This is a genomic window from Moraxella sp. K1664, assembly GCF_039693965.1.
In the GTDB taxonomy this organism is placed as follows: domain Bacteria; phylum Pseudomonadota; class Gammaproteobacteria; order Pseudomonadales; family Moraxellaceae; genus Moraxella.
This window is the reverse complement of the sequence record NZ_CP155576.1, coordinates 1,412,088-1,424,945: the sequence shown is the minus strand read 5'-3', so window position 1 is coordinate 1,424,945 and position 12,858 is coordinate 1,412,088. Positions and strand designations below refer to the sequence as shown.

General features: G+C 44.3%; 13 protein-coding genes. 8 read left to right on the top strand and 5 right to left on the bottom strand.

All coding sequences use genetic code 11. The features are described from left to right. Positions 1–153: 153 nt before the first annotated feature. A complete protein-coding gene (locus AAHK14_RS07290; protein WP_065256392.1) occupies positions 154–3,915 on the bottom strand; it encodes an AAA family ATPase in 3,762 nt (1,253 codons plus the stop codon). Positions 3,916–4,228: 313 nt separating this feature from the next. On the opposite strand from AAHK14_RS07290, the gene AAHK14_RS07285 reads away from it, so the two are divergent. From AAHK14_RS07285 to AAHK14_RS07265, 5 genes are read left to right on the top strand one after another with little or no spacing between them, the layout of a single operon-like run. Beyond that, the gene (locus AAHK14_RS07285; protein ID WP_194092559.1) at positions 4,229–5,065 is read left to right on the top strand and encodes an ATP-binding protein; all 837 of its coding nucleotides are present in this window, start codon (positions 4,229–4,231) and stop codon (positions 5,063–5,065) included. Between the two features lie 3 nt (positions 5,066–5,068). Beyond that, positions 5,069–5,428: a hypothetical protein gene (locus AAHK14_RS07280; RefSeq protein ID WP_065256391.1), complete on the top strand. Its 360-nt coding sequence runs from the start codon at positions 5,069–5,071 to the stop codon at positions 5,426–5,428. Positions 5,429–5,437: 9 nt separating this feature from the next. Continuing rightward, positions 5,438–5,833, top strand: a complete 396-nt coding sequence (locus AAHK14_RS07275; RefSeq protein ID WP_065256390.1) for a hypothetical protein — start codon at positions 5,438–5,440, stop codon at positions 5,831–5,833. 2 nt (positions 5,834–5,835) lie between these two features. Continuing rightward, a complete protein-coding gene (locus AAHK14_RS07270; RefSeq protein ID WP_065256389.1) occupies positions 5,836–6,312 on the top strand; it encodes a hypothetical protein in 477 nt (158 codons plus the stop codon). Between the two features lie 3 nt (positions 6,313–6,315). Then, a complete protein-coding gene (locus AAHK14_RS07265; protein ID WP_062499453.1) occupies positions 6,316–6,960 on the top strand; it encodes a DUF805 domain-containing protein in 645 nt (214 codons plus the stop codon). Between the two features lie 144 nt (positions 6,961–7,104). Here AAHK14_RS07265 and AAHK14_RS07260 read toward each other — a convergent pair whose 3' ends face one another. Beyond that, on the bottom strand, positions 7,105–7,914 hold the full coding sequence (locus AAHK14_RS07260; RefSeq protein ID WP_062499451.1) for a sulfite exporter TauE/SafE family protein: 810 nt from the start codon (positions 7,912–7,914) through the stop codon (positions 7,105–7,107). A gap of 78 nt (positions 7,915–7,992) precedes the next feature. On the opposite strand from AAHK14_RS07260, the gene AAHK14_RS07255 reads away from it, so the two are divergent. Both AAHK14_RS07255 and AAHK14_RS07250 read left to right on the top strand, forming a co-directional pair. Then, entirely contained in the window at positions 7,993–8,835 is an 843-nt protein-coding gene (locus AAHK14_RS07255) for a biotin--[acetyl-CoA-carboxylase] ligase (protein ID WP_065256388.1), read from the top strand. Between the two features lie 59 nt (positions 8,836–8,894). After that, positions 8,895–9,611 carry a pantothenate kinase gene (locus AAHK14_RS07250; protein ID WP_065256387.1) on the top strand — a complete coding sequence of 239 codons (717 nt, stop codon included), beginning with the start codon at positions 8,895–8,897 and terminating at the stop codon, positions 9,609–9,611. Between the two features lie 38 nt (positions 9,612–9,649). On the opposite strand, the gene AAHK14_RS07245 is transcribed toward AAHK14_RS07250, so the two are convergent. Continuing rightward, entirely contained in the window at positions 9,650–10,300 is a 651-nt protein-coding gene (locus tag AAHK14_RS07245) for an NAD(P)H-binding protein (protein WP_065256386.1), read from the bottom strand. 142 nt (positions 10,301–10,442) lie between these two features. Between AAHK14_RS07245 and AAHK14_RS07240 the strand changes: the two genes are divergently transcribed. Continuing rightward, positions 10,443–10,694, top strand: coding sequence for a hypothetical protein (locus AAHK14_RS07240; protein ID WP_194092558.1), 252 nt, complete (start codon positions 10,443–10,445; stop codon positions 10,692–10,694). A 72-nt stretch (positions 10,695–10,766) separates the two neighbouring features. Here AAHK14_RS07240 and AAHK14_RS07235 read toward each other — a convergent pair whose 3' ends face one another. Then, positions 10,767–11,519, bottom strand: a complete 753-nt coding sequence (locus AAHK14_RS07235; RefSeq protein ID WP_083108399.1) for an NAD(P)-binding domain-containing protein — start codon at positions 11,517–11,519, stop codon at positions 10,767–10,769. Between the two features lie 8 nt (positions 11,520–11,527). After that, positions 11,528–12,463, bottom strand: a complete 936-nt coding sequence (locus tag AAHK14_RS07230; protein WP_065256383.1) for an alpha/beta hydrolase — start codon at positions 12,461–12,463, stop codon at positions 11,528–11,530. Positions 12,464–12,858 lie beyond the last annotated feature (395 nt).

Here is a 12,858-nt window from a genome sequence, read left to right as displayed (position 1 = left end):
AAAGTTGTAAAATTGGCGGATATTTTTAATGATAGATAATTAATATTGAAAACAAAAACACAGACAAGCAATGCCAACCATTTTTATTTTAAAAATCCCCAAAATACACACCGAAATAACAAGCACCCCGCACTTATCCAAACACCCTTTTTATCATTCACGGGGTTCTAGATATTTCTCTGCTTCTTCTAAATTGACCGTCACCAGACTAGAAATACCCGCCGTAGGCATGGTAATGCCCTTTAACTCATGTGCCGCTTGCATGGCAAGTTTGTTATGACTGATAAAAATAAACTGCACGCTGTCTGACAACTCATGAATCAGACTCGTAAACCGCCCCACGTTCGCATCATCCAAGGGGGCATCGACTTCATCAAGCACACAAAACGGAGCAGGGTGCTGTTTGAAAATCGCAAAAATCAGACTTAGGGCAGTCAGTGTTTTCTCGCCCCCTGACAGCACGGCAAGGCGTGAGTTTTTTTTGCCTTTGGGCTGTGCCATTAGCACGAGTCCTGCCCGCCATTTGTCCGCCTTGGGCAAGCTCTCATCATCAATGAGTGTTAGGCTTGCCTGCCCACCGCCAAACACTTTGGCAAATAACGCATTCATCTCATCATTGACCGCTTTTAACATGCCCAAAAACAGCTGTTTGGTCTTGTCATCAATGGCACGAATGGCGTCTTGGAGTTTTTTCATACTGTCTGTGATGTCTGCCACCTGCTCATCTAGGGGCGAGACGCGCTCTTCTAACTCGGCAAGCTCTGCCGCCGCCGCCAGATTGACCGCCCCTAGCTTCTCAATGTCCGCCTTAATGTGCTCAATGCGAGAGCTGTTGTCGGCAAATACAGGCGTACTCGCCCGAAAGTCCGCCAACGTGGACGGCAGGTTAAACTGCTCATTCATGCCAAGCATCTGCTCGCCCAAATCCGCCAAACGGCTCTCCCCCACCGCCACATCGGCATGAGCATTGGCAATGCTCGCCTGTGCAGCAGCGAACTTAGCATGGGCATCGGTCAGATTCTCTTGTAGCTTGCCTTGCATGATGACCAGCGTTTTTGCCACCGCTTCATGCTCTTCGCTTTGCACTTTTAGCTCGGCGGTCTCAGCTTTTGCCTGCTTAAAGGCATCTTCTAACACAGGCAGTCGCTCACTCATCGCCACGCTCTGAGCGATAAGCTTCTTGGTCTCAGCATCCGCCTTTGCCACGTTCTCATGGGACAACTCCAACAACCTTGTGGCGTGGGCTTTGTTTTGGGTGAGTGTGGTCTGTTTGAGTGTCAGCTCCTGTCTGTCTTGGGTCATCTGCCTGACCTTGCCTGACAGCTCATCCACGCTTACCGACAGCACATTTAGGGTGTTTTGGGCGACCTGCAATATCGGCAAATGCTCATCTAGTGCCGTCATGCTACGTCCAATCTCATCATCCATGAGCCTAAGCTCGCCATCTAGCTCGGAGAGTTCATCGCTAAGGCTTATCTTTTGGCTGTTAAAATTCTCCCATATCAGCTTATCTTGGCTTATTTGATGTTCTAGTTTGACCAGTTTTGCCTTGCTCTCGTGTAGGCTGTGGGTCAGCTCGCTGTGCTTGGCGTGGCGTTCTTCTTGTGCCACTCTTAGGACATCTAACTCACTCATCATCGCCTTTAACGACCGCTGTTTGTCATCTAGCTCGCTCTCTATCTGCCCCAGTCTCTCTTCTAGCTCATCTAGGCGTTTGGCGTGTTCGGCTCGCTCGCCAAGCATGCCCTGACCCTGTCCGCCCTGCCCCAAAGCAGAGACGTGCATGACCCCAAAAGAGCCGATAATCCATCCTGTCTTTGTCAAAATCAGCACGCCTTGGGCAAGCTCATCCGCCCATGCGGTAACAAGCTCGTCAAAGCCCTGCTCATCAAGCGTTTGGGTATCCACATCTAACAGATACACGCCCTGCCACAGTGCCAATGTGGGCGATTTTATCAAGGCAGTGAGCGGAATGAGTTTGTCGCTACTTTGCCTAAAATTGGGTGCGGTATACAGCACCATACTCGGCAAGCGTTCATGGGCAGATAGCCCTGATGTATCGCCTTTGTGCTTGGCTTTTTTGCCGTCTTTTTTCTTATCCTTTTTATCATCATGACTGTGCTTGCCATCGTGCGTGGCTGTTGACAGATGATTGATGAGTGGTAACAAAGAAAAATCACGCCCATCGCCCATCACCCGAGCGTCCAGCCAAAAGCCCAGAAATTTATCCAGCACATCGGCATGTTTTTCGCCATCACGGGTCAGCTTAATGCTGTCTTTTAATGAGTCCAGTTGGGACATGGCGATACCATCCACGCCACTTTTGGTGTCAGCGACCACACCATCAGCCCCACTGTTGTCTGCACTGTCATCATGGGCGGACGGGGCGTGCTTGGGTTTATGTACCAGTTTGTGTAGGGTATCATACTCGCCCATCATGGACGCATGGCGTTTTTCTAGTGCAGACAGCTCATCTTGTAATGCTTTGACTTGCCGACTTTTTTCATCAAACACTTGTCTGCCGTCATCATCAGATAACTCATCAATGGCAAGGTTTAGCGTGGCGATGTTGCTCGTCAGCGTCTTTATCTCGTCCTGTTCTTTGTCGTGGTTTTGCTCTTTGTTTTCATGCTTATTGATGAGTTCTTGGTATTTTTTGGTGACTCGCTCGTGACTCATGAGCAGGCGGTTTTTTTGTGCTGTCGCCAGTTTGTGCGTGTTTTCTAGGTCGCTCTTTTTTTGGGTAAGCTCGCCCACTTGCTGTTTGGCGGTGTTAAACGCCCCTTGGGCTTGGGTCAGCTCCTCTTGTAAGGCGGTCAGCTTTAACGCCCTCTCGGTCACATCAGGGCTGATTTGCCCAAGCTCTTTGTCAATCTCATCAATGCTTTTTTGATTCTCCACAATGCTCGCCTCCGACTGGGCTTTGAGTTCGGTTAGGCGGGCGATTTTGTCTTCACAACTGGCAATCTCTTGGTTTAGGCTATAATAGTTATGCTCTGCCGTCTGCTCTTTCATGCGGGCGTTATGGTAGTTGTCGCGTGCGTCATCTTTGAGCCAGTTTGCCTCGGCAAGTTTGGCTGAGTGGACATCCAGCTCTTTTTTGGCTTTATTGACCGCTTGTTCTAGCTCGTGCAGGATTTGGGCGGATTTGTCTTTGTCTTGTTTTTTGGTTTCTAGGTATTGCCACGCCTCAAAAATGCGTTTTAATAAGTCATTTTTATTCAGCTCAAACAGCTCATCATTTAGGGCTTGGTATTTTTTGGCGGATTCGGCTTGGCGAATGAGTGTTTTGTGCTGTTTTTTCAGCTCGCCTTGTAAGTCATTAAGACGTGCCAGATTGTCCTTGGTTTCATTGAGCTGTTTTTCGGTCTCGGCTCGGCGTGCCTGATAGCGTGACACACCCGCCGCCTCTTCGATGAACTCACGCAGTTGCATGGGGCTAGAATCAACAATCCGCCCTATCATACCCTGCTCAATCACCGCATAACTTCTCGCCCCAAGCCCCGTTCCCAAAAATACATCCACCACATCACGGCGACGTACCTTTTGCCCATTGATATAATAATCAGACTTACCCTCCTTGGTCACTTGACGGCGTAGGGTCAGCTCGTGGTATAGGTTTAGGGCATGGCGAATGCCTGTACTCTCATCTTGGGTATGCTCAAAGGTCAGCTCCACGCTCGCCAAACTCTTGCCCGCTCGCCCCTCCACGCCTGCAAAGATGACATCGCTCATCGCCCCACCCCGAAGCTGTTTGGCAGACGTTTCGCCCAGCACCCAACGTATGGCATCAATCACGTTAGACTTGCCACAGCCGTTTGGCCCGACAATGGCGGTAACGTCGTGCTTAAAGGTAAAAGTCGTGGGATTGGCAAAGGATTTAAAGCCTGATAGTTTTAGGGATTTTAGACGCATGATGATTGGGATTGGGTATGGAAAAGGGGTGTATTTTAGCAAAAATTTATAGATATGAAAAACTTAATTTATTGATTTGGCTTGTTTTAAAAAAATAAAAATCATCAAAAATTCCCCTAGAAAATTTGTGTATATTTGTTATAATATCCAAACCTATTGTATCAGAGTCATCTTATGCCCATAGTTCGCCCAAGCAGTCAGCAGTCAGCAGTCAGCAGTCAGCAGTCAGCAGTCAGCAGTCAGCAGTCAGCAGTCAGCAGTCAGCAGTCAGCAGTTTAGTCTAACAACCCCAAAATTTACTGTCAAGGATTTAATCCTACCAGACAGCACCCTAAACAGCATTCACGACTTTTTATCCTACCAAAAACACGCCGAACACATCTTTAACACATGGGGTCTTGCCACCACACACGCCCACCAACGCCAAATCGCCATTAACCTATACGGCTTACCTGGTACAGGTAAAACCATGGCATCACACGCCATTGCTCATGAACTTGGCAAACCACTCATCGCCGTCAATTATGCCGAGATAGAATCAAAATACGTTGGCGAAACTTCCAAAAACATCACAGCCCTTTTTAACACCGCCAAAGAGCAAAATGCGATTATCTTTTTTGATGAAGCAGACGCTATTTTAAGTCGCCGTGTTACCAATATGTCGCACGCCACCGATGTGAGTGTCAATCAAACCCGCTCGGTACTGCTGACACTCATGAACGACCACGAAGGCTTGATTATTTTTACCACCAATTTTATTGAAAATTATGACCCTGCTTTTATGCGAAGAATCCTATCGCATATTCTTTTTGAATTACCTGACTTAGGCAATCGCCAAAAATTGTGGCAAAAATACATCCCCACCGCCCTACCCCTAGCCCCTGATGTCAATTTTGAGATTTTGGCAGAACACTCAGACGGGCTGTCTGGCAGTGATATTAGCAACTGCGTGTTAAAGTCAGCTCTGTCTGCTTCACGAAGTGGCGATAATTCTGTCTCTCTTTCTCATTTTACAAAAGCAATTGATGAGATTAAGACAAGTCAAAAGGCAAACCAATTTTCACAAATAACAACCAAGCAAGTTAGTGAAGAATATGTAAAAACCCAACTTGGCGAAAAAACATTTAATCAAGTTAAAAATAAGGAATGATATATGATTGATCCAGTAAGCCTACTACTTTGGATGGCTGCAGGTGCGGCTGTTGGTGCGGCTGTGGTTATTTTTTGGGAAGAAATTAGAAATTTTTTCATTGAAAGCTTTCAAAGACTTCCTGTAGAAGTACAACAGAATTTGCAAGGTGTTGTTTCTTTGGCAAAAGCCGTGGACAGAGCTATTATTAAAACTTTTAAATATTACTCGTACGATCAAGTAACCCAATCATGGAGTGAAACAGTCGAAACAAAGCGTATTAATGACAGCGAAGTTCCTGAGCACATCCGAAATAGATTAAAGTCCGGCAATACAGTAGATATTACCGATGAAGTCGCTAAAGAGTTACAATTACACCTTTAAGGAGTTACAATGCTTAAGAAAGTTATGGCGGTTATGACCACACCTATCGCACTAGGTGCCATTCAAGAGATATTTTTTAAGGAAAAAGAACCCGTCTCAATAGAATATATATTGGACAATATCTCTCCTGATATAGACAAAGAAATCATAGACACCGTTAGCAAAAAAGAATTAAATTCGATTGGCGGAGAGATTATTATTTATATTGATAATCACACAAAAGATGTTATTATTGAGTGGGATTTTTACTTTAAAGACAGGCAAGGAGAATCTGATCAAATGACAAAAATAAGTAGCAAAAAAATGGTAAGGCAAGAATACATTACTAGAGACGATTACCTATCTTTAAAAAATAAACCTTTAAATTTTCCGATAACCAGTCCTGACATCAAGCATGGAAATTAAAAATGAATCTTACAGAAAATCAAATCAACGAGATAACATCTCTCATAAAAGAAAATGAAGTTATTTATGAGAGACGTCAATATTTTCAAAAGTATTGCTTAAATACCTTAGGCATCGGCATTCCCATATATAATTTTTATGACTATGATGAATTAATACATTACAGACAAGTTGAGAATGACTCTACTATCTACAAAAAGATAGTAGGGGATAGACAAAAATTTGAATTATATTATGAAGACATACACCAAGAAATATATAATAATAAAAAAATAATAAACACTGTTAAAAATGATATTTTATTATATATAAAAAGCAAATCTATTATATCTGTAGATCAAATCAAAAAATCAAATTTTGATTTTTTAACAAATTTTTATGTTGAATTTTTTTTAGAAGAACTCCACAAGATGGAAAAGCTAGATAAAATCAATATTAGTAATGATCAAGTGGTATATAAAATAAAACCTAAGGATTGAAATATGAAAAACATAAACAAGAATGATTTAAAATTTTTACCTCAGTTTGATTACAACCCATATTCTTATAACAATGAAAAAACCACACCAAAAGACCCTATGGGTATAGAAAATGCTTTAAGTCAGCAAATAAAAAGAACGCAATCTAATGAGCTTTCTCACGAAGAAGATTATGTTGATACAGACAATAGAATTGGTCGTCTAAGATATTTGAGAAGCCTATTGGCTAATCAGCTAATATTTCTTTTGACAGCTTTTTTTATCATCATTGCCATACTATCAGAAAGCTCCATTTATGATTCTGCAAGTGGATATCTAATTCTTTCAGCCATCTACCCATGCTGGAGAATATTATGGCAAACAAGAAAAAGGTTGCACGATATCAACCTAACAGGCTGGCATACTTTATGGGTACTAGTTCCTTATCTTAATTTTTTATTCATAGTATACTTAATCTTTAAATCTGGCGATGAAAATAAAAATGATTATGGATTGCCATCCAAGCCAAATCCAGAATTAGATTTAACTATAATTATATGCATTATTGGTGCATGTATATTTTCTTGGTCTGTGTTAAATGAGTATATAAGACCCTATTCTGACGATTATGAATATTACGACTCCTATTACTCAGATCCTGCCTACTAAAATACAACCAAAGAACTTTAAAGCTGTCATAATTATGATATATGAGGGCATGCTAAGTACTTTCTTTAATATTGTCGTTTTTTATAGGCGTGCACAGCACGCCCCTACATACTTATGACAAATATCAAGCTCAATAGGCACATTCTACCCCACTACCCCACTCCACACCAATTGACAACCCACCACAATCAATAGACACGCAAAGGCTTTTTTGAGCGTCCCTGCTGGCAGTTTATGGGCGATTTTTGCCCCAAGTTTGGCAGTGATAAAGCTCGCCACACTAATGGCGACAAACGCAGGCAAATGTACAAAGCCAAGCAGTCCTGCCACAGGCTCACTCATGTTTGCCACATGACTTCGTCCAAATACCATAAAGCCCAACGCCCCTGCAATGGCAATAGGCAGACCGCACGCTGCCGAAGTTCCGACCGCTTGTTTCATGGGCAGACCTGCGTGGGTCAGATACGGCACATTTAGGCTACCACCGCCAATCCCAAAAATCGCCGAAGCCATACCAATCACGCCGCCTGCCACGCTTTGGCTCATCGGCTTGGGCAAGGGCTTGATGTTCTCGTCCGCCTTTTTCATAAACATCTGTATGGACATGGCAATGGCAAACACACCAATCAATACTTGCAAATAATCCCCCTTAATAAGCGTCGCCACCCACGCCCCAAACAGCGAACCGACCACCAAGCCATAAGTCAAATTTTTGAACACATCCCAACGCACACCGCCTTTTTTGTTGTGAGCGGTCAGCGAGCTGATAGACGTGATGATGATAGTCGCCAACGCCGTCCCCACCGACACATGGGGGATAAACTCGCTCGGAAAGCCATACGCCCCCAAAATCCACACCAGTGCTGGCACGATGATAAGACCACCGCCCACGCCAAACAGCCCTGCACACACGCCCGCAAACGCTCCTGCGACCACAAACCACAGATACATCATGTTACATACTCTCACATTTACCAAATTTATGGTATTATAGCTTATTTTTATTCATTTGAAACGACCAAAAACCGCCCCATGCCAAATTTTTTGACCGCCACGCCCCACACTCATTTTGACACGACAGACAGCAGTAACACCCAGCTAATCCACGCCATTTCAGACGGCACGCACCCCCACACCGCCCCCCACCTATACACGGCAAGCCACCAAACGGCAGGGCGTGGACAGCATGGGCGGACATGGGTGAGCGGTGCGGACAATGTGTTTTTGTCTTTATATGTTCCAATTGGGCAGGGGCAATTTGAACTACATCAATTATCGGGCTTATTGTCATTGGCGGTTGGATTTGAATTATCTCATTTAGATATTATCCAAAACATCAATCAAACTCGTAAAACCAAAAACTTACCCCCCATTGGCGTAAAATGGGCAAATGACGTGGGCTTTTATGATAACAAAGCAGGATTTTTTAAAAAACTGGCGGGCATTTTAATTGAACCTGTTTTTAAAAAATTGGATAAAAATACGCTTGTGGGTGTGGTAATTGGCGTGGGGCTAAATGTCAATAATTCGCCTATGATAAAAGACGGTCTTTATCAAGCAACGTGTTTAAAAGAATTATCCAATACAAAAACAACCGCCCAAGATTTATATATTCCCATGACAAATTCGATCTTTCAAGCGGTAGAGATTTGCAATCAATGTAAAGAACCCATGTATCTACAAAATTTTATTGATAAATTTAACGCCAATCATCTTTTAACCGACAAACTCATTCATATTTTTATGCAAAATAATATGACAGATATTTATGCCAAAGGCACTTGCATTGGCATTGGCAATCAAGGCGAATTGTTATTAAATGATCATGGCGATATAAAACCGATATTTGCAGGTATGGCAAAAATTGTGAATTAGATTTTATTTGGCATGGTTAATTTATATAAATACCAAAACCCATTTTATTAAGGAAAATCATGAAAAAACTTTGGCTAGATTTGGGCAATACCCGCCTAAAATATTGGATAGTGGATAACGACACGATTATCGCCCATGACGCAAAAGAACATCTAAAAGCCCCCAATGAATTATTGCTTGGACTGCTTGGCACGCTGGCGAGCTTTGAGCCTGAATTTGTGGGGATTTCTAGCGTGCTTGGCGATAAGATTAACACCGCCATAAATAAGACCTTGCAAGGCTTTAACGTGCCGTTTGAATTCGCCAAAGTGAACGCCAACCACCCCCTTTTGACAAGCCATTATGACCCTAATCAGCTTGGCGTAGATAGATGGCTACAAATGCTCGGCGTGGTTGATCGCACCAAAAAACAATGCGTGGTTGGTTGTGGCACTGCCCTAACGATTGATTTGATAGAACATGGCACACATTTAGGCGGATATATCCTGCCCAACGTCTATATGCAACGCCATGCCCTATATGCAGGCACCCAACAAATTGCGGTGAAAGCTGGGCGATTTGATAGCACCGAGCTTGGACGAACAACTTTTGATGCGGTCAATCATGGCGTACTGTTTGGCGTGGTGGGGGCGGTGCGTGCGGTGCGAGCAGACTACCCTGATTTTGAGATTACGCTCACAGGGGGCGGAGCGGACATGATAAATGTGCAGTTTGGGGGCGAGCTTGACATCGAAACAGAGCTACTGCTGGCAGGACTAAGACGGTATTTTGCTTGACACAGGTCGCAACAGAGCACAATCCATCACTTAACCTGCTATTTTGCCAAATCCCAAATCTCCCCCTTATCCACAACCCCCACCTTATCAGCAAACACAGCCTGTCCCATCGCCTTTGCCAACGTATCGGTTGGCATGGGTTTGACGGACATAAGTAGCCCAAATCGGTTTGCCAAGCCCAGCACTTTTTCGCCCAATCGCTCGCCCATGCGGTCGCTGTTTTGCCGTTTTAATAACGGTGGTCGCATGAGTATGAGCTTATCAAAACCAATGGCGGACAATGACTGCTCCATGTCGCCTTTTAACCGATAATAAAACAGCGGACTGTTTGGGTTTGCTCCGTCTGATGAAATGGCAATCATTTGTCCCACGCCATTTTGGTGGGCGATTTTGGCGACATTGACGGTATAATCATGGTCGATTTTGTACTGCTTAGATTTACTGCCTGCTTGCTTTAAGGTCGTGCCAAGACAGCCAAACAGCACGTCTCCACGCACCTTATCCGCCCATGTGTCGGACGTATCAAAATCAACGATATGAACGGTCAGTTTGGGGTGGGTCAGCTCAATCGCTCGCCTAACAAATACCGTAACTTTATCAAATCGCTCATCGGCTAATAACTGCTCGGTCAAGGGCGTGCCTGTCGCCCCTGTCGCTCCGATGATTAGGGCGTGTAGGTGGGTTTTCATGGTGTTGTCCAAATCAAAAGGACATTATAGCACAGATTAAACACCGCCCATTTGATTTGGACGGAATTTACCCATTGCACCTATTTGTCAAAAACAGCTCCGCCACCGCCCACACCGCATTAAAATTATCGGCAAACACGCTGTGAGACGCATTCAGTCAGGCATTTTCGCTGTTGCCCGATTTGTTAAAATGAGCGATTTGGCAACCGTTGCCCCTGCTCATTTTTTAGAGCAATGCCCTGATTTGACGGTGCTAGAACCGCCCTTTGCCATTGACGGCTATCAAAAGGTCATGGCATGGCACGCCAAAAGCCATTATGACCCTGTGCAGATGTGGTTTCGGCAGGTGATGAAAGATGTGGCGGGGGAGATTGGGGGATTTCAGGCAGCCTGAAAGCTTAATTTTGCAAAATTTCAATAAAAAACACCGCTTGAAAACTCAAACGGCGTCTCTACCCCAACCAAATTAAACATTCAAAATCCGATTCGCCCGAATCACATTCTCATGCGAAAAGTCGCCCTCTGTCATGTTGGGTAACTCGGCGATGGCATAGGCACGGTTTTGGCGGACGCTGGTGGGCGTTTGGGTCGAATTGGCACGGCTTTGGCGTAATTCATGGGCGGTATAATCACAGCAATACCCTGCCGAATTGGGCTGTTGTCGCCACGAACCTGCCAAATCGCCACCGTCAAGCGGTGCAAATCCGCATTGCTCCACCAGCGTCATAACCCGCCCTTTGGCAGGCTCATCATTGCTCGCCACCCACATGGTCAGGCGGTCTTTTCTATCAGGATTTTTACCCAGATTGGCAAGCGAATGGGCAAGTAGCATATTAAAGGCCTTGACCACATCTCGCCCCACGACAGAACTCACCCACACGCTCTCCGCCATGCCATTATCAATCTCATCAATCGGCTTATCCCGAAATTCAGGGTAATAATTGGCGGTGTCCACCACCACGCAATCAGGCGATAAACCTTGCCACAGCGATTTTGGCAAATCGGCAATAGCAGGCGTTGGCAGGGACAAAATCAGTACATCAGCCCCCACGCCCACCGTGTCCAAATCGCACGCCTTTGCCCCAATTTTGTCGGCAAAATCACGTACACCGTCCACGCCTTTTGAGTTGGCGACAGAGACATTATACCCTGCCTGAGCAAGTTTTTGGGCGATTGTACCGCCAATTTGCCCGATACCAATGACCGCAATATTCATCATTTCTGCCCTTATCTCACACGCTCGCCAATCCATTCTGCCACATCATCATTGATTTTTTGTCCGCCTTTTTCAAGCATGAGTAAATGCCCAAAATTGGGGTACAGCACCAAACTTTTATCGCCTGATTTAGTTTCATTATAAAAATCAATGGCATCTTGTGGTGAGACAAACACATCTTTATTACCGCTAATCAGCATCACAGGGGCGGTAAATTGACGACCGTGGTCTTTTAGGTATTCAAGCCCTTCTTTAAAGCTGTTGGGGAAAGAGACCGAGAATTTTTCAAGCATCAATGGGTCATTGTCAAGCGACAAGCCAGCACCTTCAAATGGGATATTGAGCGTGGTTAAAGAAACCGCCCCGCTCACAAAACTGTCTTTTGGCTCTGGGCGTGGCAAATAGCCAAAATTCATCTGATGATAACGAAGCACGCCTGCCGCCAAGATAAAGCCGTTTACGTCATCAGGGTATTTGGTGCCGTACAGTGCCGAGATGTGTCCGCCCATGCTGTGTCCGAGTACAAAAACGGGCGTGTTTGGGTATTCGGCTTTGGCTTTTTGCACGACCAGACGCAAATCTTCCACCATTTCAAAATAGCTGTTGATATGAATACTGTCTCGCCCATCCGATTTGCCGTGTCCACGGTGGTCAAAGCGGTACACGCCAATGCCGTCTGCATTCATCGTTTTGGCAAAATCGCCAAACACGCCCGAATGGCTCGCCAAGCCGTGCGAAATCACCACAATGGCTTTGGGTTTGGCGTGTGGTATATCTTTTTGCAAGTGCAATTTTAAGCCGTCTTGGGTGCGGATATGGGTAATGACGGATTTGGATTGAACTGCCGTTTTTGCAGGCTGTGCTGGTGTTTTGGCGTGGGCGACACCGCTGGCAAAGGGCAAGGTTAGGGCTAATGCTAGGGCAAGGGATTTGATTGATGATTTCATAATACATACTCTAAAATTGGAAAGTAGGATTATTATAAAATTTTAAAATTGATAAAAGAATAATGATTTTTGGAAAAGATGTTTTTAAATTTGGAAAAAACATTTATCACAACACAGTATCCCATACCACAACTTCTGTTTTATTATCACCCCCAAATAATAGATTAAATCTCTTTCCAAACTAAAAATAAACCCTTATAAGTATTGGGGTTGAAGTTTTTAAAAATCCATAAAAATCAGGGTTTGGAAAGAAGTCTATTTTACTGATATATTCATGAAAAATTAGCCATAAATTGAGCAATTCTACCACTTTTGGGGTATTTTTATCATTTTATCTGATGAATTTATCAAAACAATCCTTAAATAACCCCACATATTTTATGGGTTCATACCAA